Source organism: Leptolyngbya sp. FACHB-1624, from assembly GCF_047649235.1.
Taxonomy (GTDB): domain Bacteria; phylum Cyanobacteriota; class Cyanobacteriia; order Leptolyngbyales; family Leptolyngbyaceae; genus Leptolyngbya; species Leptolyngbya boryana.
In genome coordinates this window covers 350225-367821 of record NZ_CP180258.1, presented here as the reverse complement: position 1 = coordinate 367821, position 17597 = coordinate 350225, and the positions used below count along the sequence as shown (strand labels likewise).

The following is a 17597-nucleotide window of genomic DNA, read 5'->3' as shown; positions in this document are numbered from 1 at the left end:
TGTCGGATGCTGTGCATACTCTGGTGTGGACAGTCATTTTTCGTCTGAGTCCGTTCAAAAAAGAACCATCACTTTCAAGAATTATTCTACTGGAGGAACAGCATGACCCAAGTGGTTTTAGGAGAAAACGAAGGCATTGATTCAGCGTTGCGCCGCTTTAAGCGCCAAGTCTCAAAGGCAGGGATCTTAGCAGATCTCAGATCTCACCGTCATTTTGAAACTCCGCTCGAAAAGCGCAAGCGCAAAGCGATCGTGGCTCGCCGTAATCGCCGTTACCGCTAAAGACCGGGGTCGATTCTTGCTTTTGAGAATCGATTTTTAATGGGCAAAGTTCGTTTCTAAACGGCGTTGCTAGGATGGAGAGAAGTGAGGATACTTCTCTGTGAATTTATGACTGACTCCATTTCCGATACGGGCAAATCTTTGGATCAGGAACTAGACGAAGCGATTTCAGGCTTTGATCAGATCCAGACCGAGTTAAATTATCGACAGGCTCAAGCAACGCTACGCGAGTTAGTTGAGAATCTAGATTTAACCGCCCAAGAGAGATCGGGTTTGGAGTCAGAAATTCACGGACTAGAGACGATGCTCGAAAAGCTTGATCGACTCGTCGTTCAAATCGCAGCTTTTGGTATGGTCGGGCGTGGCAAGTCCTCGCTCCTGAATGCTCTACTGGGGCAACAGATTTTTGAAACGGGCGCGATTCATGGTGTGACTCGATCGCAGCAGTCCGCGAATTGGAGTATTGAAAGTGAAGCGATCGCGGGCAGTGATCAAGAGATTCTGCGCGTGACGCTTCCAAGCGTAAATCGCTCTCAGATCGAACTGATTGACACACCCGGCATTGATGAAGTGCAGGGTGAAGCGAGAGAGGCGCTAGCGCGTCAGGCGGCTCAGCAAGCCGATCTTTTGCTGTTTATTGTGTCAGGCGATATTACGAAGGTTGAATTTCAGGCGCTTTCTGAACTACGAAATTTCGGGAAGCCCATGATTTTGGTGTTTAACAAGATCGATCAGTATCCCGATGCCGATCGTATGAGTATTTATCAAAAAATCCGAGATGAGCGCGTCAAAGAATTGCTTTCACCGGATGAGATTGTCATGGCTGCGGCTTCTCCCATGGTCGCTCGTGCGGTGAAACGTCCTGATGGTCGGATGTCGGCACAGATGATCCGACTTGATCCGCAGGTTCAAGATCTCAAACTCAAAATTCTAGAAGTCTTGCATCGAGAGGGGAAATCTCTGGTTGCCTTAAATTCGATGTTATTTGCCGATCAGATCAACGATCGCTTACTCCAACGAAAACTCGACATTCGTGAGCAGACGGCAAATCGCACGATCTGGAATGGCGTCATGACGAAAGCGATCGCCACGGCAGTTAATCCAGTCATGGTTCTCGATTTAATTAGCAGTGCCGCGATCGATGTGGCGATGATTATGAGTTTGTCAAAACTCTATGGGATTAGCATGACGCAGCAAGGCGCGATTAAACTGCTGCAACGAATTGCGATCGCGATGGGTGGCATTACAGCAAGCGAGCTTTTAGCCAATTTAGGACTCAGTTCGCTGAAAAGCCTACTGGGCTTATCGGCTCCCGCAACAGGCGGATTATCTCTCGCGCCTTATCTCTCGGTTGCAGTGACGCAAGGAGCAGTTGCAGGCGTTTCGACTTATGCGATCGGTCAAATTGCCAAGGTTTACCTCGCGAATGATGCCTCATGGGGGGCAGAAAGTCCGAAAGCGGTCGTGACGAAAATCCTCTCCTCATTAGACGAAGATTCGATTCTGAATCGAATTAAAGATGAACTCCGAGCCAAATTAGACCTGTCTGTCCGACAGCCTACTAAGTAACACGTGAAATTAACGATGTCAGGATGCTCGATCGCTCAGTTACGATGTTCTGAGTGTTTTCTTAATCCTGCGCATGATTCGACTCAATCAAATGATGATGGGGGTTTCCGTCGCCGTTGGCTGTCTGATTTTCGGGATGCAAACTACGCCTCAACTGTGGCATCAGTTCCAACTCTGGCGCAATCAAGGCGTATCTTGCGAACGATCCACAGACGACGGTAAAGCGACCTTTTACGGGCAAGACTGTCTCTAAATCTCTTGCATGGCTTCTGTCACTTGGCGAGCCACAAACGGCACAATCTCTTCATTATTGCTATGGGCTGTGCCTTCGGTAAAGACGACCAATAAATAAGGCTGCAAGCTTGGAACTTCTACATAAGCAGCATCATGACGCACTCGGCTCATCAAGCCTGCTTTTGACCACACTCCAGCATTTTGAGGCACACCGCCACCAATAAATCCAACGACTTGATTTTCCGGATCAGCTTCGAGATCAGCAGGATTGAGCGATCGCTTCATCAACTCCATCATTTGTTGCGATCTCTCTGGTGTAACTGCAACTCCGCCCACGATGCTATGCAACAACCGTGCAGACGCGATCGTCGTTAACATATTCCGATTCTCAAAATTCTCACCGTAAAAGGCTCTTTCTCGTCCATAAGGACCATCACACCACGTCTTCTGATTCACATTAATCGTTGTGAACTCCGACCAATTCAGCGATTGCAAATAGCGATTGACAATATTGCGCTGATATTTCCAGGTTTCAAAGGGTGCAGCAGGCAATTCAGGACCGCCTGTCGTTCCACTCAGCACATCGACGACTAATCCGGTCGCATCATTGCTGGAGTCGACGATCATATCGCGCATGGCTCGATCGAGTTCCGCAGACGATGGGATCATGCCTCGTTCTAACCATTCATGGGCTGCGACTAAGTAGAATAATTTGACGACGCTTGCCGGATAAATATTCTCAACGCCCCGATAGGCAAATCCTCTAGGAGAGCGCTGCCAAAATTCTTCAGGACGAATTGCACCGCCAGTATTGACGAACACAGGCGAGTCATACACAATCCAGGTGATTGCGATCTGGTTGGGAGCAAGCGTCGGAAATGCTGCCCAAGTCGCTTGCAATACGCGATCGCCCAATGTTTCTAACCGTTCGTCTTTGTGGAAGAAAGTCATAGTCAGTGAAATTTTCGTCTTATGCAATATCGCACGATCGCGAATCTCAATCTCTACGATTCACCAGATTTAACGCGTCTGGCAACCCAATCGGCTCAAGGTCGTTACCTGCAAATTTTGTCGGAATCACCGCTCAAAGTCATGACCTGTGAGGATGAGTATCCAGGGTGGCTCGATCCGAATGATTTACAATTTTTAGAAGCCGTTGCAACGCCTTATCACGCCCCCGTTTGGACAGAAGAGGAAATCCGAGATTGTATTCCTGAAGTGATTGCCTTTACTCAAGCAGCAATGGCTGTACCCAATGAGTATCTTTGGGGTGGAACAGTTGCCCCAAATTACGATTGTTCAGGATTAATGCAAGCTGCTTTTGCTTCGGTTGGCATTCGCTTACCCAGAGATGCTTATCAACAAGAGGCGTTTCTGCAACCTGTTGAAGATTTGATTCCAGGAGATTTAGTCTTCTTTGGAACGCCTGAGAAAGCGACGCATGTTGGGCTTTACTTGGGTGAGCAGCGCTATATTCACAGTTCTGGTAAAGATCAGGGGCGTAATGGAATTGGAATTGATGTGCTTTCGGCAGAGGGCGATCGAGTGAGCCAGACTTACTTCGCTCAGTATCGAGGTGCAGCCAGAGTGATTCAAAGCTACATTCCCTAAATCAAAAACTCCGGGCTTGGCCAAGCCCGGAGTTGTGAGATCTGGTTAACAGACAAAACGCTTGAATATCATCTTGACTGCGTTTCTGTCCCGCACCGGATTCAAAACCCGGTACTAACTGTGCGAACTCCCTCAAGGGACTCCCGAACCTAGCCAATGGCTCAGAAAGACAGTCTCTTCAGAGACTTTGTCCGACGATCACGGGGTTTCAACTCGTGCGGACTCGTGCAGGCTATTCAGTTTCCGAAATGGCTTCTACTTTCGCTTCTACTTTTTCAGGTTCAGGTAGCGATTCAACAACATCCGGATTCCGTTTGGAAAATCCCCAAGCAAAGACGAGCGCGACGAGTGTAATCATCAACCATTCCGGTGGGACAAGCTGATCGTTCACCACCCGCAGAAGCAAGCGAATGCCCACAAACGAAACTGTGATATAGCCTGCATCTTCCAAATGCGTGAATTCTTCCAGCCAACCAATAAACAAGCCTGCCATAAATCGCAGTGCCACAATCCCGATCGTGCCACCGAGCAGAATCAGCCAAGTCTCTTGAGAAACCGCGATCGCAGTAGTCACACTGTCAAGCGAAAAGGCTAAATCCGTCAACGCAATCAACGGAATCGCCTGCCAAAGTGAAGTAAACCGCGGCCCATGATGCGCGTGTTCCTCATCTTCTTGAGACGTGAAATACTGAAATACCAACCACAACAGATAGAGCGCTCCCGCCAACTCAAACTGCCAGTAGCCAATCACCCAAGACGCAGCCAAAATCAGCGACATCCGCAAAACATAGGCAAATACCAAGCCAATGTTTAAAGCTTGACGCTCCAACTTGAGATTTTGCAATCCCTGAGTCAAGGCTGCAAGTGCGATCGCATTATCAGCCGAAAGCACACATTCCAAAGCTACTAAAACGAGCAGCACCAGAAATGTTTGCGGGCTAAGTTGATCCGGAAAGTTCAGGTCTATCATGTCGAGAATTTCGTGCCAAATTGGCAAAGTAGACACTTCATTATCTACTTAAGTGTTTCAGTTTGCGACGATTCTGAGAGGTACGGAAGTCCGATCTAGGTGGAGAGTGGGGAAGTTCTTCTGCAAGTGCCCAAAAAAGCAATACAACTCTCTTTACTCCCTACTCCCCACTCCCCACCTCAATCAACCGCCATATTGCCAACCCGTATCCGCCAAATTCAAAGCCGCTCCCTCTCGATGCACCCCTGCTGCGATCACTTCGCCCACAAAAACGGTGTGATCTCCATGATCAACGGTTCCGACAACCCGGCATTCCACATAGCCGAGAGAGTCAGAAATAATCGGGCACCCCGTTTCGCCGAGATAAAATTCCACATCTTCAAATTTGTTGCCCACTCGGCGCTGTGGCTTGAAAAACTTCTGCGCGAGATCTTTCTGCCCGGCTTCTAGGAAGCTCAACGCAAACACACCGCTATTGCGGATCATTTGATTTGAGCCAGAATCACTTTTGACGCAATTCACCACTAAAGGGGGCTTAAACGAACCTTGCATCACCCAACTTGCGGTAAACCCATTCACTTCGTCTCCATCTTTCACGCCACAGACATAGAGTCCATGTGGAATTTTCAGGAGCATTGCTTTTTTCGCTTGTTCGTCGAGCATTCAATCACCGTTGATTTCATCGATCGATAAGCTTAGCAAGGAACGCATAACAAAACCGACCCTCCTAGTAAAAGAAGGGTCGGCTGCAAACTGTGGGCAAAAATTCAGTCTACTTAGCCAAGAAACCTTTCACTTGTTGTAAAGCATACGGAAGAATCCGCGTTACTGCCCAACCGCCAGCCAAGATAATCGGAAATAACACGATCAGGATGCGAAGGTCCATAGTATTGCTCTCGCGTAATCAAATGTTTCAATATTGTTATATGTAAATTTTTAGCGCATTTAGTCCAGCTTTCAAAGCAGTTCTCTCAGGTAATTTACATTTGTTCATAAAAACCGAGATCTGTGCCCCGATTTGCGTGAACATAGGCGAGTTTTTCGTACTTCTGAGCATGTTCGATTAGGTGTTCGACTTCTTGATCGCTCAGCTCGCGAATCGGTTTTCCGGGCACGCCTACTACAAGCGATCGTGGAGGGATATCCTTTGTCACAACTGATCCCGCGCCGATGATACTTCCTGCTCCGACTCGGACTCCATCCAGTACGATCGCGCCAATGCCGATCAAACAGCCTCGCTCAATGTGGGCACTGTGAATCACTGCCCGATGTCCAACAGTGACAAACTCTTCTAAAAGGGTGATCTGACCGGGATCACCATGCAAAATTGCGCCATCTTGAATATTCGTACTCGCGCCCAAGCTGATCCGTTCGATATCCGCACGCACGACTGCGTTATACCAAATGCTTACGCCTGTAGCGATTTCGACATTGCCCAACACCGTCGCATTGGGAGCCACAAACGCAGCCAGCGACAGATCAGGGGGATTCCAGAAATTTGGGGTAAAAAGAAATGACATTTCCAGCGAATTCACGGTGATAATGATTCTATAAACGTGCAAACAACGTGCAATCAACGCCAGTTATAATAATTTCACGATCGCGCCTCGCAAATACGAAATGATTTGAGTGCCCGTACTTCATGATTAATCCCAGTTTTCAATATCCAATTTTCGGCCCTGAAATTCAGTGTCCCCACTGCCGCCAAACGATTCCGGCTCTGACACTGACTGATACCTACCTGTGTCCGCGACATGGCGCATTTGAAGCAAATCCGAAGACGGGTGAGTTAATCCATTTGCAGTCCGGGCGGCATTGGCGACTTTGGAACGAAGAATGGTATCGCCAGCATACGCATCCCGATGGCATCCGGTTTGAGATTCACGAAGCGCTCGATCGACTCTATACGCAGGGCTATCGCGCGACTCGCGTGATTATTGCTCAGCGATACAAAGAATTGATTAGCACCTATCTAGAACGCAGTACACCTTGGCGGGGACAAGCTGATTCGCCAAAACCTCGACTCTATGGGCTTCCAGTCGAATTTAGTCCTGATCCAAAAGATGATCCCTGTTGGGACGTGATTAACTTTGATTTGGAAAAAGAACCTGGCGCACCTGTCCGGTATCCTTATTTCCGCCTGTTTGAATAACACTTTGTCTCATGAGTAACATCATGAGTAACACTTTGTCTCATGCATCACGTTTCGATTAGAACGGCTGACATTTTTCGCGCGATCGCGTTTTATGAGCAGCTTGGGTTCACTGTTGCTGAACGGTTCCAGACCGGCTTCACGTTGGCGTGTTGGATGGAAGGTTTGGGTGGACGGATTGAGCTACTGCAAATTCCAGAGCCGAAACCTGCGCCTGATGCGTTTCATGATGAGCATTACACGGGATATTATCATCTGTCATTTGAAGTGACTGAACTGGCAGATGATCTGCCGCAGTGGATTGAGGCGTTAAAAGAAAAGTTAGCCGCGCAAGATCAAGCATTGAATGTGCTCTTGGAGCCGACTCAGCAAATGATTGGCGATCGCGTTTACGAAGTGGCATTTATTTCTGATGCGGATGGACTCGCGATCGAATTTTTGCATCGCCTCAAGTGAAGTAGAGTACGATCACGGCACTCGATGGCTGTGATGTTTCATGCGTGCTGAACCTTTTCTTGATAATTGGGCGTATCTCAAAGTTGAATTAAATTGGCTAGAACGATTGCTTTTAACCGCAGTCGCACGACAACGCAAAGACACAAAAACGATTGAGCGCATCTCGCAGACAAAAGCAGATCGCGTCACGAGTCATTGGTGGAAAGGAGTTGTAAATTTTGAGGAAGTGATCGCTTCTGACTCTCCAGCAGACCGACGCAAATCTGCACCCACTGCAAGCTATCAACAACAATTAGACGCGAGAATTCAAGCGAGTTGGCAAAAAGGAATCGGGTTAGCTTTACCGATATTATGCGATCGCTTAGAACTCAATGTGTTTGAAAAGAATGCGATTTTGATTGCGCTTGCCCCAGAAGTCCATCGTCGATATGCGCAAATGTATGGGTATTTGCAGACAGGAGAAGATACTCCCGAACGACCAACGATCGATTTAGTGTTGCGTCTGCTCTGTCGAACGGATGCCGAGTGGCGAATTGCGCGATCGAGCTTTCTCAGTTCCAGTCGGCTGATGCAATCAGGATTGATAACGGTCGAAGAACCCGATCAACTTTTTTTAATGCGATCGCTGAAGCTCTCAGAAGCGTGCGTCAATTACTTGCTGTCAGACGCAGCAGATTTTATGGAATTAGAAGAGTTATTAGAGCCTCAAGTCTCTGATGTCTTTGCGCGATCCGTGCCTCGCACGCCGATCGATTTAGTGCTTCCCGATCCAGTTTTAGAACAGTTGCAGCAAATCTGTAATCAAATTCAGTTCACGCCGCAGTTAAAGGCTTGGGGATTTCGACAATTGCCGGGTGTCAATGCTTTATTCATTGGTGCACCTGGAACGGGTAAAACGCTCTCGGTACAGTGGATCGCTCAGCAATTAGAAATGCCACTCACTGAAATTGATTTAGCGATCGTGGATCACCCTGCTGCGCTGATTGAGGATTTAATCGCTGAACCACCGATGGTGTTATTAATTAAATCGGCTGAGCGTTGGCTGAAGCGATCTGCTCCAATCGAGAAAGTAATTGAATTAATCAATTCTCGTCGAACTTTTACCTGCTTTAGTGTCAGGCATCGAATTGCAATGCCAATTGCAATTCGATCGCGCTTTCAATTCACGATCGAATTGCCGAAACCTGATGCGATGGCTCGTGTGCAATTGTGGAAACAAGCATTTCCGGCAGAAACGCCGCTGTCAGAATTCGATTGGCAAACTTTAGCAAAGCAGCATCGTTTGACGGGCGGAGAGATTCAAGCCATCGCCAAAGCTGCTGCAATTCAAGCGTTATCACAGGAGGCTTCGGAGATAACGCTTGATCATATTCTTCAGGTCTTGCGTTAGAGCGGTGTTTGAGTCGGAATCCCGATCGCTCTTGGAAATTCTCTCGGAGTTGGCTCGGTTTTGCGAATATATAAACAATGTCGAACGCCTTGAGTCAAAGGTGTTTCAAAGCGATCGCACTCTTCCACTGCTCCACCCAATTGCTGCACCGCCTGATCGAGCGCGATCGCTTCTTCTTCTGTCCATTGACCTCGATAAAGCACTGCCAAGCCACCGACTTTTAACAGAGGCAACGCATATTCTGCACAGACAGGAGCGGCTGCCACTGCGCGAATCGTTGCGAGTTGGTAAGCTTCCCGATGTCCAGCAGATTGTCCAATTTGTTCAACGCGATCGCTGAGCAATCGCACATTGGTTAATCCTAAGGAGCGACTCGCATCCTGGAGAAAATTGATCTTTTTGCGGGTGGAATCAAGCAAGGTAACATTCCAACTCGGACGAGCGATCGCCATCGGAATGCCTGGAAATCCGGCTCCTGTACCAATATCGATCGCGCTTAAACGCGATTGCGTCACTTTCGGGAAAACGCCTCTCAGTGAATCCCAAAGATGCTTTTCCCAAAAGTCAGACGGCTCTGTGATGCGAGTCAGGTTTTGCTGTTGATTGCCCTGAAGAATTAATTCATAAAAGGCTTGGAACTGCGATCGCTCCTGTTCACTCGGACACCAATTCAGAGTCGATTGCCACAGATCAGCAAACTCTGGCAGCGTTGCAACTAACATCCCACCCGCTCCAATTTCTGATCAACGAGATCCTGCGGCGAAACTTCTTTCAGTTCTCCGTGTTTCAATGTCCAACAGCGATCGGCAATTTCTAACATATCGCCAGCATCATGCGAAACCACAAGCAAACTCCAATGCGTTTTGAGCTTTGCTAATAATCGCACCAACTGTCGCCGAATCGACCAATCGAGTCCCGCAGTCGGTTCGTCGAGTAACAAAATACTCGGCTGACGAATCAGCTGCACCGCTAGAGCGAGTCGGCGCTGTTGTCCGCCGCTTAACGCATGAGGAGCCGTCGAAAGGGGAAGATGATCTAAACTGACTTCTTGCAGAGCTTCGTGAATGCGATCGGAACTCAATTCCGGATGTCCCAACCGCAATTCTTCTAAAATCGTGCCGCCGCAAAAATGGCGCTCTGGAAACTGAAACACCAGTCCACAGAGTTGTTGCATATTCAAAAAATTTAATTCTTGTTCACGCCAGACAATTTCTCCGCTCGTATGCTCTGCCAATCCTGCCAAAATCTCTAGCAGCGTACTTTTTCCAGAACCGCTTGGACCAACAATCAAACTGCATTGCTGAGGCGCAACTTCTAGATTGATCGATTTCAAAATCGGTTCGGGAGTAGCCGTCGGATGATAAGACAAGTCGCGCAGATAAAGCATGAATTCAGACAGTTAAGGGGCAAGGCTCTCCGCATAGTTTACCCAAGTTCAGGGTTTTCCGGATGGCTGTCTCTATTGTGGCAAATCATTGAAAGGACACGCGCTCAACCTACACAGTTGTGGAATGCTACCTGTGAAACTTGCGTGGAACTTGCGATCGCATAAGATCGTCAGTTAAAGCTCTGATTGCATCGAGAAATCAAACATATGGTTATGGTGAAGTGGGTATCGAGTCGGCTGGCTCAAAGTCTAAGTGCAGCAGCATTAATGATGGGAATGTTAGCGAGTCCGTCGCTCGCGAAAGATCCGTTTAGAACAACCAATCCCCGCGCCATTAGCACGCAAACAGAATCGGCGTTTCGGGCAATGTTTGAGAAAGGCAATTACACCGAAGCACAGAAAATTCTCAGTCAGGCAGATGCAAATGAGCCGCTTGCTTTCGCAATGAAAGCGATGATTGCGTACATGAATTTTCAAGGCGAATCGAATGCGGGACGTAAACAAGCTTTGCTCAGTGAATTTAAGGCAAATGCAGATCAAACTCGCACCGTTGCACAGGCATTACTGAAATCTGACCCGCTGCGAGGCAATCTCTACATGGCAGCAGGCACAATTCTAGATGGCGGTTATATTGCTGCAACAGAAGGCACAGTCAACGGTGTTCCGAGAATTCTGGGTAGTCTTCAGCAGGCATTTGGGTATTTAGACGCAGCAGAACGCATTGATGCCAAAGATCCTGAGTTAAATCTGGTCAAAGGCATGATCGATTTGGCACTAGCAACGAATTTGAGTTTGCCGTTATCCAGTCCAAAAGATGCGATCGCTCGACTCGAACAAACGGCTCAACCGCGTTATGTTGCCGATCGCGGTTTGGCAGTAGGATATCGAGATCTCAAACAGTTTGATAAAGCGATGCAGGCGATCGATCGCGCGATCGCAGCGGCTCCGGATAATCCTGAATTGAGCTATCTGAAAGCGCAAATTTTTGTGCGGCAGGAGCGCTTAAATGAAAGCGTGCCTTTATTCCAGAAAGCCTTGAATAAAAAGGCTCAGCTTCCGCCAGCCACGGCAAACCAGATTCAGCGAGAATTCAACCGAGTTCAACAACGCCTGAGCGGACGCTAGAATGAATTTTGGCATTCAGGCAGTTCAACTTTTACCCTGCCTGAATTCTGAATCTTTTATGCGTGTTGAGTTTCGAGAATTTGATCCGTTTAACGTCTGGATCTGGATTGAGTTTAATACTGTGCCTTCTGAAATGGAGAAGCAGTATGTAGAAGAGACGTTTAGTTCCTGGTTTTTCCTCGGAAAACTGGGCGGTTTTAATGCGGAAAATCTGCAAGTCCAAGATGTCGGGCTAGAAGTCAGCTATATGCCCTACGACGAAAGTATTGCAGATAACAGCATGATGGCAGTCATGCACAATATGAGCGATTTTGAATATGAGGGCAATTGGGGACGCTGCTGGTTTGATCTCGGAACCAGTGATGCGATCGCGATAGACATTTTGCTCAATTCCCTCCGCCAACTGAGCAAGGATTTCGTCACCCTCGATCGAGTGATTGTCGGTGGAGAGAATGAAGACTGGCGCGTTCCAGGCAGTGGTGCAGGATTCGTAATGGAAGACAATCAGCGCAATTAGTCACGTTGCAATCTGCAATTCATAGCAGCATTGTGTCAGGTTTTGCTGAATTTGCTGCTCATCTAGGAATGCCTGAAATTTTGATTTAGCAAAGTTGTTTTACTGCTGCCTAGGAATTCCGTAATCATCGTGACGGGCATTCCTTGCTTTTTCAGGTTTAGCATGTGGTTTAGCAATCCTTCAGTTCAGGAGTTTGATTCAAAATCTGACTGCGAATTGAGGTGAATTCTGCATAGGCAGTCGCTGTATCGCGATCGCGGCGAAACACAGCCAAGTTGTGACAGTTTTGAAAGGCAAGCTTGATATTGAAATGCGATTCGACTGCGCCCCGAATTGCATCCCCTCCGACCATGCGTAACAATTGTCCTCGCGCCTGCTCGTTGGGCGGCGCGATCGCATGATTTGACCAGCCTAGGTTTTCTGCTTCGATCTCCTTGACCAGTGTTTCAACGATTCCCCAAGCGTAGGGCAATGACTGACGAATCGTTTCAACAAAAGCAGATTCGTCGATCGTATCCATTTCCGCCTGTTGCACCAATTCTGCACTCACATCTAGGGACATCTATTTTCTCCTTTCGCTAAAAGCTAGGTGATTCTAACACAGAGAATGAGAACAATTATCATTACAAAAATACGAGACGTGATTTAAACGCAACAAAAGCTTCTGAGTCACTCAGAAGCTTCTAACTTGCAAAAGCGGGCACCGGGAATCGAACCCGGATATCCTGCTTGGAAGGCAGGTGTTTTACCACTAAACTATGCCCGCACGTTTCGGCGCTTAATTAGAATAGCATCTCTTCTTAGCAATTTCAACAACAATCTTTTCAAATTTCTTTTCAGATTTCAGACTTTTGTTGCTCAAGGAAGTGCACCTCTTACTCGACAGTATATTGCAATGCATTGAGTCTAGACTTTCAATACCATAAGAAATTTGAATTGTTCAAGATGGAACTGGCTATCCCCCTTTTATCTAGAGGGATTGAGGGATTCGTCTGGGCTGTGACCGACCTGCTTTGATCGTTTCACTGAGCCAAAAGTTCAGCTGCACGAAGACTCAATTCAGTAGAAACAGACACTTTGCTAATACTATGGACGAGGAAATTACAATCTTGTTATGATCCCCAATAATTAGATTCCTCATTTCATTGAGCTTCGCTATCAACAGATTGGGGTTTCACATTATCAGGGTATGCCAGTCTACCAGGGGCAAGCATTCACACCTAGGGCATACGCAAGTTTTTAATCAATTCACGTTCGCAAAGAAGTCTCCTATCGTTTTGGATGAGGAGCAGTCTCATGTGTGTATCGTGCAGATTTGTGAGAGCGCTCAGTGTGATGTGCAGCCTGGAAACCATCCTTGAATTGACCTGCCCACATTAAGATATGCAAAGTTTGACTGTAGCCGATTCATCGACCCAAGTTTCATCTGGGTATCCGCTCTCGCAGCAGCAACAAGGACTCTGGTTTCTGTACCAACTCGCTCCTGAAAGCAGTGCTTACAACATTTATCAAACCGTTCGCATTCGAGGCGAGTTTGATTTCAATGCTTGGCAACAGGCTTGGCAGCAGCTTTTTGAGGCACATGCAATTTTGCGATCGCGCTACCTCGACCTTAAAGGGCAACCCCTACGTATCATTGCTCCAGGCAGAATTCCTCTACGGTACATCCAGGCTTCTGACTGGAGAGAGTCCACCTTAAAGCGCCAGATCTTAGCTGAAACTACAAAACCCTTTCGACTCGAAACAGAACCCGCGATTCGAGTCAGCCTGTTTGAATGCAGCCCGCAAGAACAGATTCAAGTGATCACGATGCACCACATTGCAGGAGACATGTGGACATTTGATCTGTTGATTCAGGAATGGCAGCAACTTTATCATGCGCAACCTTTGCAGAAGCAACAGTTTGATTATGCTGACTATGTTCAGTGGCAGACGGAACTGCTGAGAAGCGATCACGCAAAAGACTTACTTGACTTCTGGCAACATCAACTTGCAGGCGATCGACCTCAACTTGATCTGCCGAGTAAGCCCCGTATTCTACAGACTGAGCAAAGCGGCATTCAGTCGTTTCCGATGCCTCAGCAACTCGTTCAAGCCCTGAAATCTCTGGCTCAGGCTCAAGGGTATAGCCTCTATCGAGTTGTATTGACTGCTTTTCTAGTGCTGCTTTATCGCTATACAGAGCTCACTGATTTAACGATCGGGACTGCGATGGCAGGACGTTGGGGCGAGGAGCAATTTCGCGAGATGATCGGGTACTTCTCAAATATGCTTCCTTTGAGAGTGCCCATACAAGGAAAACTATCATTTGACAGGCTTTTGCAGCAGGTACATCAACGTGTCACCGAGGTACAAGCTCATCAGGATATGCCGTTTCAAGAGCTCGTCAAACAGCAGCGGGAAGAGTTGTTCTCGGTGACGTTTACTTGGCAGAAGCATCGTTGGTTGAATCAACTCGGTGAGGGGTTGCACCTCGAACCGTATTTACTAGAGCATCAAGGTGGAGCAACCTTTGATCTCGATTTGCAAGTGGTCGAGGCAGGCGATCGCTTTAATGTTGTTTGGCAATACAATGCCAATCGGTTTGAGGACAGCACGATCGCGCGCATGGCTCAGCAGTTTGAGACATTGCTCGAAAGCATCATTCACAATCCCCAAGAACGGATTTCTCACCTTGCAATCTTGCCCGTTCAGGAACAGCATCGACTGCTTGTAGAGTGGAATGCAACCGCACAGTCTTTTCCATCAGGTTGTGTGCATGAATTGATCTCAGTTCAGGCTGCAAAGACACCGAATGCGATCGCGATCGAGTTTGATCAAGACCAGATAACTTATCAGGAACTCGAACAGCGATCGAATCAGCTTGCCCGTTACTTACAAGCAAAAGGGGTTCAGTCTGAAAGTTTAGTTGGCATTTGTATGCCGCGATCGATTGACTTTATTGTGGGAATTCTCGCCATTCTCAAAGCAGGCGGGGCGTTTGTTCCACTTGATCCAACCTATCCGAAAGAGCGTTTAGCCTTACTGATTTCAGATGCTCAAGTGACACTGCTCTTAACGCAGCAAAATCCAATGACTGAAATCGATTCGCCTGTCATTGATGTCGAGATTGCACAGAACGAAATTCGATCGTTCAGTTCAGCAGCAATTCAGAGCAACGTTAAGCCTAGCGATTTAGCGTATGTCATTTACACATCAGGCTCAACCGGAAGACCGAAAGGCGTCATGATTGAGCATCAGAGTATGGTGAATCATCATTTTGCGGTGATCCAGGAATATGAATTGCAAGCAAGCGATCGCGTTTTACAAGCTTCTGCGTTGAGTTTTGATATTGCGATCGAAGAAATCTTTCCCACCTTAATGTGCGGTGCAAGGTTAGTTCTAAGGTCTCCTGATTGTCTGCTCTCCACTCAGCAGTTTCTACAATTCATTGAAACCTATCAAATTACAGTCCTCAATCTACCGACCGCACTGTGGCATCAAATTGTCTATGCGCTGGCAGAACTGAATTTGCACTTAACGTCTACCGTTCGATTAGTCGTTGTCGGTGGAGAGAAAGCCTCGCGATCGACGTATCTGACCTGGCTCGAAAAAGTTGGACAGCATCCACGCTGGATCAATACCTATGGACCAACGGAAGCAACGGTGATTGCCACACTTTACGATCCGCTCCGTTCAGGATTCGATCAAGCGGAACTTTCGATCGGCAGTGCGATCGCGAATACTCAAACTTATGTTTTAGATGCGCGGATGCAGCCTGTTCCGATTGGGGTCACTGGAGAACTGTGGATTGGAGGAGTAGGCGTTGGGCGTGGCTATCTGCGTCGTCCTGAACAGACCAGAGAAAGATTTATCGAACATCAGTTTCCCGGACTGCCGAAAACTCGACTGTATCGAACAGGCGACTTAGTTCGATACCGCGAAGACGGCAAGCTTGAATATTTAGGCAGAAATGATGATCAGATCAAGATTCGAGGATTTCGGATTGAGCTAGGAGAAGTCGAATTTCAACTCACGCAACATCCTGCAATCACCACTGCGATCGTGCTTGCCCAAAATCAGCAACTCATCGCTTATGTGATTCCTCAAGCCTGTGTTGAACCTACGCAATTGCAGCAGTTCTTAAAGCAAAGACTTCCGAGCTACATGATTCCGAGTGCGTTTGTGGAATTAGAAACTTTTCCAATGACCCCAAACGGGAAAGTCGATCGCAAAGCACTGCTAAAAATTGCACCGTCAGTGCCGACCAGAGAGATTGCTCTACCAGAAACGAAACTAGAGCGTCAACTGGCTCAAATTTGGCAAGAGGCGTTGCAGGTTGAACCGATTGGATTAGATGATGACTTCTTTGATCTGGGCGGACATTCGCTCTTGATGCTGCGGTTGGCAGCAAAAATCGAGCAGGTTGTAGGCAAATCCGTATCAATGTCACTGCTCTATCAAGCACCGACGATTCGGCAATTAGCAACCGCGATCACAGGTGAACCTCCTGATTTGTCAACCGATTTGATTCGATTTCAGGCAGGAGAACCTGAGCGATCGCCGTTATTTTGTATTCCAGGAGCACTGGGAACCTTTCGAGTATGTGAGGGCTTACGGGCACATCTCGATCCGCGCGTGCCCATTTATGGCATTCAAGAAATAGCCATGACTCGAAAAACAACACTCGAACAGATGGCAAGCCATGCGATTCGAGAAATGCAGACATTACAACCCGAAGGTCCCTATTACCTTTTGGGCTACTCGATGGGCGCGATCGTCGCCTATGAAATTGCTCAACAACTTCATGCTCAAGGGCAATCGGTTGCCCTACTCGGCTTGATTGGACCTGGAAATTTAGTGACGCTGCCCAAGTGGCTGTCTGTGCTCCACAACTTTCCCCAATTGCAGTTGTTGCTTGAACTCCTGACACGCTGGAATGCTTATGGGATAGAGATACGATCGCTAAATTTTGTCGATCGAGCTTGGCTTTTCTTCAAAAAAGCAACTTGGAGCATCAAATTAGTCTTGAGAAGAATGCTGTTTGGGATACTGGAAACGGTGACACAAAGCATTGACCCGCGCTATCCCCAGTACGATCGCATCGCTCAGCGCTACCGTCCCCGCCCCAGTGCATTTCCCGTGCAATTATTTCTGTCGGAAGATGAGCTTGATCCGCCCGATCGCTGGGTCAGTTGGCGAATGCTGGCAGAAGACAAATTAACGGTACATATTTTGCCGGGAGATCATGTCACCTGTATCGACAGATCTGCGATCGCGCAACTCGTCAAAAAAATTGCTCATCTGCTGCCGCCCCCAAAAGCTGTATGATCCAATTTGCCTGCTCTCCGGTACAATGGAATATTTGTGCGGAAATAGTTGAAAACTGAGAACAAATTATTATGGCGAAGCGGATTCAGCTCGTCCTGACGCAGGACGTAAGCAAATTAGGACGGATGGGAGACTTAGTCGAAGTCGCGCCGGGATATGCAAGAAACTATCTCGTACCCCAAGGAAAAGCAACGAACGTCAACCCTGGAATTCTCAAGCAGGTCGCACGTCGTCGTGAGTTGGAAGAACAACGTTTGGCTGAATTGAAACAGCAAGCGCTCAAAATCTCGGCAGCGATCGAAGCTGCTGGCGGATTTGATATTGCGAAACAAGTCGGTGAAAACGATGCGATCTTCGGAACCGTAACGAACCAAGATGTCGCAGATGCAATCCAAGCAAAGACCAATCAAGAGGTCGATCGCCGCACGATTACACTGCCGGAAATTCACAAGATTGGAGAATACACCGCTCACGTGAAATTGCACCCCGACGTGACTTCTGCAGTCGTGATTCGAGTTGTTGCAAGCTAGTACTTAAATACTAAAAACTTGCTAAGATTAGAAATGCCTGTATATTGGGGGGTTGAATCCGCAG

19 protein-coding genes and 1 tRNA gene are annotated in these 17597 nt (G+C 47.6%); 11 read left to right on the top strand and 9 right to left on the bottom strand.

From position 1 onward, the window contains the following. The first annotated feature begins 102 nt into the window (after positions 1–102). The 3 genes from rpsU (at position 103) to ACMUEV_RS01660 (ending at position 2104) form a co-directional block, all read left to right on the top strand. Entirely contained in the window at positions 103–282 is a 180-nt protein-coding gene (rpsU, locus tag ACMUEV_RS01670) for a 30S ribosomal protein S21 (protein WP_017291035.1), read from the top strand. A 108-nt stretch (positions 283–390) separates the two neighbouring features. Then, positions 391–1851, top strand: a complete 1461-nt coding sequence (locus ACMUEV_RS01665) for a GTP-binding protein (RefSeq protein WP_190649593.1) — start codon at positions 391–393, stop codon at positions 1849–1851. A gap of 73 nt (positions 1852–1924) precedes the next feature. Further along, entirely contained in the window at positions 1925–2104 is a 180-nt protein-coding gene (locus ACMUEV_RS01660; RefSeq protein ID WP_190649595.1) for a hypothetical protein, read from the top strand. Here ACMUEV_RS01660 and ACMUEV_RS01655 read toward each other — a convergent pair. Continuing rightward, complete coding sequence (locus tag ACMUEV_RS01655) at positions 2101–3036, bottom strand: serine hydrolase (protein ID WP_190649598.1); 936 nt, start codon at positions 3034–3036, stop codon at positions 2101–2103. The genes ACMUEV_RS01660 and ACMUEV_RS01655 overlap by 4 nt on opposite strands. A 21-nt stretch (positions 3037–3057) precedes the next feature. On the opposite strand from ACMUEV_RS01655, the gene ACMUEV_RS01650 reads away from it, so the two are divergent. Continuing rightward, complete coding sequence (locus ACMUEV_RS01650; protein WP_190649599.1) at positions 3058–3696, top strand: C40 family peptidase; 639 nt, start codon at positions 3058–3060, stop codon at positions 3694–3696. 232 nt (positions 3697–3928) lie between these two features. On the opposite strand, the gene ACMUEV_RS01645 is transcribed toward ACMUEV_RS01650, so the two are convergent. From ACMUEV_RS01645 to ACMUEV_RS01630, 4 genes are all read right to left on the bottom strand, one after another. After that, positions 3929–4702 (bottom strand): TerC family protein, encoded by a 774-nt coding sequence (locus ACMUEV_RS01645; RefSeq protein WP_017291040.1) that lies wholly within the window; start codon positions 4700–4702, stop codon positions 3929–3931. Between the two features lie 147 nt (positions 4703–4849). Beyond that, complete coding sequence (locus tag ACMUEV_RS01640) at positions 4850–5329, bottom strand: flavin reductase family protein (protein ID WP_190649601.1); 480 nt, start codon at positions 5327–5329, stop codon at positions 4850–4852. Positions 5330–5438: 109 nt separating this feature from the next. Further along, on the bottom strand, positions 5439–5552 hold the full coding sequence (locus ACMUEV_RS01635; RefSeq protein ID WP_017291042.1) for a photosystem II protein Y: 114 nt from the start codon (positions 5550–5552) through the stop codon (positions 5439–5441). Between the two features lie 94 nt (positions 5553–5646). Next, on the bottom strand, positions 5647–6186 hold the full coding sequence (locus tag ACMUEV_RS01630) for a gamma carbonic anhydrase family protein (protein WP_017291043.1): 540 nt from the start codon (positions 6184–6186) through the stop codon (positions 5647–5649). 122 nt (positions 6187–6308) lie between these two features. Between ACMUEV_RS01630 and ACMUEV_RS01625 the strand changes: the two genes are divergently transcribed. Genes ACMUEV_RS01625 through ACMUEV_RS01615 form a run of 3 tightly spaced genes read left to right on the top strand, consistent with a single transcriptional unit; the run spans position 6309 to position 8664 of the window. Then, positions 6309–6818, top strand: coding sequence for a TIGR02652 family protein (locus ACMUEV_RS01625; protein ID WP_017291044.1), 510 nt, complete (start codon positions 6309–6311; stop codon positions 6816–6818). Between the two features lie 42 nt (positions 6819–6860). Further along, positions 6861–7274 (top strand): VOC family protein, encoded by a 414-nt coding sequence (locus tag ACMUEV_RS01620; protein ID WP_190649603.1) that lies wholly within the window; start codon positions 6861–6863, stop codon positions 7272–7274. A 40-nt stretch (positions 7275–7314) separates the two neighbouring features. Then, positions 7315–8664 carry an AAA family ATPase gene (locus ACMUEV_RS01615; protein ID WP_190649606.1) on the top strand — a complete coding sequence of 450 codons (1350 nt, stop codon included), beginning with the start codon at positions 7315–7317 and terminating at the stop codon, positions 8662–8664. Here ACMUEV_RS01615 and rsmG read toward each other — a convergent pair. Both rsmG and ACMUEV_RS01605 read right to left on the bottom strand, forming a co-directional pair. Further along, a complete protein-coding gene (gene rsmG, locus ACMUEV_RS01610) occupies positions 8661–9386 on the bottom strand; it encodes a 16S rRNA (guanine(527)-N(7))-methyltransferase RsmG (protein ID WP_017291047.1) in 726 nt (241 codons plus the stop codon). The two genes, ACMUEV_RS01615 and rsmG, sit on opposite strands and share 4 nt — an antisense overlap. Next, complete coding sequence (locus ACMUEV_RS01605; protein ID WP_017291048.1) at positions 9380–10051, bottom strand: ABC transporter ATP-binding protein; 672 nt, start codon at positions 10049–10051, stop codon at positions 9380–9382. Before ACMUEV_RS01605 ends, rsmG begins: the two co-directional genes overlap by 7 nt. A gap of 207 nt (positions 10052–10258) precedes the next feature. Between ACMUEV_RS01605 and ACMUEV_RS01600 the strand changes: the two genes are divergently transcribed. Both ACMUEV_RS01600 and ACMUEV_RS01595 read left to right on the top strand, forming a co-directional pair. Further along, positions 10259–11176 (top strand): Sll0314/Alr1548 family TPR repeat-containing protein, encoded by a 918-nt coding sequence (locus tag ACMUEV_RS01600; protein WP_036044956.1) that lies wholly within the window; start codon positions 10259–10261, stop codon positions 11174–11176. 1 nt (position 11177) lies between these two features. Continuing rightward, positions 11178–11693 carry a DUF3531 family protein gene (locus ACMUEV_RS01595; RefSeq protein WP_017291050.1) on the top strand — a complete coding sequence of 172 codons (516 nt, stop codon included), beginning with the start codon at positions 11178–11180 and terminating at the stop codon, positions 11691–11693. 169 nt (positions 11694–11862) lie between these two features. Here the strand turns inward: ACMUEV_RS01595 and ACMUEV_RS01590 are convergent, their stop codons facing one another. Next, positions 11863–12255 (bottom strand): SCO5389 family protein, encoded by a 393-nt coding sequence (locus ACMUEV_RS01590; RefSeq protein ID WP_017291051.1) that lies wholly within the window; start codon positions 12253–12255, stop codon positions 11863–11865. Positions 12256–12388: 133 nt separating this feature from the next. Then, positions 12389–12459: transfer RNA gene (locus ACMUEV_RS01585), tRNA-Gly, on the bottom strand. Between the two features lie 617 nt (positions 12460–13076). Here ACMUEV_RS01585 and ACMUEV_RS01580 point away from each other — a divergent pair. Beyond that, positions 13077–17003, top strand: a complete 3927-nt coding sequence (locus tag ACMUEV_RS01580; RefSeq protein ID WP_190649607.1) for a non-ribosomal peptide synthetase — start codon at positions 13077–13079, stop codon at positions 17001–17003. Between the two features lie 71 nt (positions 17004–17074). Then, positions 17075–17533, top strand: coding sequence for a 50S ribosomal protein L9 (gene rplI, locus ACMUEV_RS01575; protein ID WP_017291053.1), 459 nt, complete (start codon positions 17075–17077; stop codon positions 17531–17533). The last annotated feature ends 64 nt before the right edge of the window (positions 17534–17597 follow it).

Coding starts and splice junctions, on each gene's coding strand:
- ACMUEV_RS01605 (WP_017291048.1), bottom strand. CDS start 10,051: ATGCTTTATCTGCGCGACTTGTCTTATCATCCGACGGCTACTCCCGAA.
- ACMUEV_RS01595 (WP_017291050.1), top strand. CDS start 11,178: ATGAATTTTGGCATTCAGGCAGTTCAACTTTTACCCTGCCTGAATTCT.
- ACMUEV_RS01620 (WP_190649603.1), top strand. CDS start 6,861: ATGCATCACGTTTCGATTAGAACGGCTGACATTTTTCGCGCGATCGCG.
- ACMUEV_RS01665 (WP_190649593.1), top strand. CDS start 391: ATGACTGACTCCATTTCCGATACGGGCAAATCTTTGGATCAGGAACTA.
- rsmG (WP_017291047.1), bottom strand. CDS start 9,386: ATGTTAGTTGCAACGCTGCCAGAGTTTGCTGATCTGTGGCAATCGACT.
- ACMUEV_RS01630 (WP_017291043.1), bottom strand. CDS start 6,186: ATGTCATTTCTTTTTACCCCAAATTTCTGGAATCCCCCTGATCTGTCG.
- ACMUEV_RS01640 (WP_190649601.1), bottom strand. CDS start 5,329: ATGCTCGACGAACAAGCGAAAAAAGCAATGCTCCTGAAAATTCCACAT.
- ACMUEV_RS01600 (WP_036044956.1), top strand. CDS start 10,259: ATGGTTATGGTGAAGTGGGTATCGAGTCGGCTGGCTCAAAGTCTAAGT.
- ACMUEV_RS01580 (WP_190649607.1), top strand. CDS start 13,077: ATGCAAAGTTTGACTGTAGCCGATTCATCGACCCAAGTTTCATCTGGG.
- rplI (WP_017291053.1), top strand. CDS start 17,075: ATGGCGAAGCGGATTCAGCTCGTCCTGACGCAGGACGTAAGCAAATTA.
- ACMUEV_RS01590 (WP_017291051.1), bottom strand. CDS start 12,255: ATGTCCCTAGATGTGAGTGCAGAATTGGTGCAACAGGCGGAAATGGAT.
- ACMUEV_RS01660 (WP_190649595.1), top strand. CDS start 1,925: ATGATTCGACTCAATCAAATGATGATGGGGGTTTCCGTCGCCGTTGGC.
- ACMUEV_RS01615 (WP_190649606.1), top strand. CDS start 7,315: ATGCGTGCTGAACCTTTTCTTGATAATTGGGCGTATCTCAAAGTTGAA.
- ACMUEV_RS01650 (WP_190649599.1), top strand. CDS start 3,058: ATGCAATATCGCACGATCGCGAATCTCAATCTCTACGATTCACCAGAT.
- rpsU (WP_017291035.1), top strand. CDS start 103: ATGACCCAAGTGGTTTTAGGAGAAAACGAAGGCATTGATTCAGCGTTG.
- ACMUEV_RS01625 (WP_017291044.1), top strand. CDS start 6,309: ATGATTAATCCCAGTTTTCAATATCCAATTTTCGGCCCTGAAATTCAG.
- ACMUEV_RS01655 (WP_190649598.1), bottom strand. CDS start 3,036: ATGACTTTCTTCCACAAAGACGAACGGTTAGAAACATTGGGCGATCGC.
- ACMUEV_RS01635 (WP_017291042.1), bottom strand. CDS start 5,552: ATGGACCTTCGCATCCTGATCGTGTTATTTCCGATTATCTTGGCTGGC.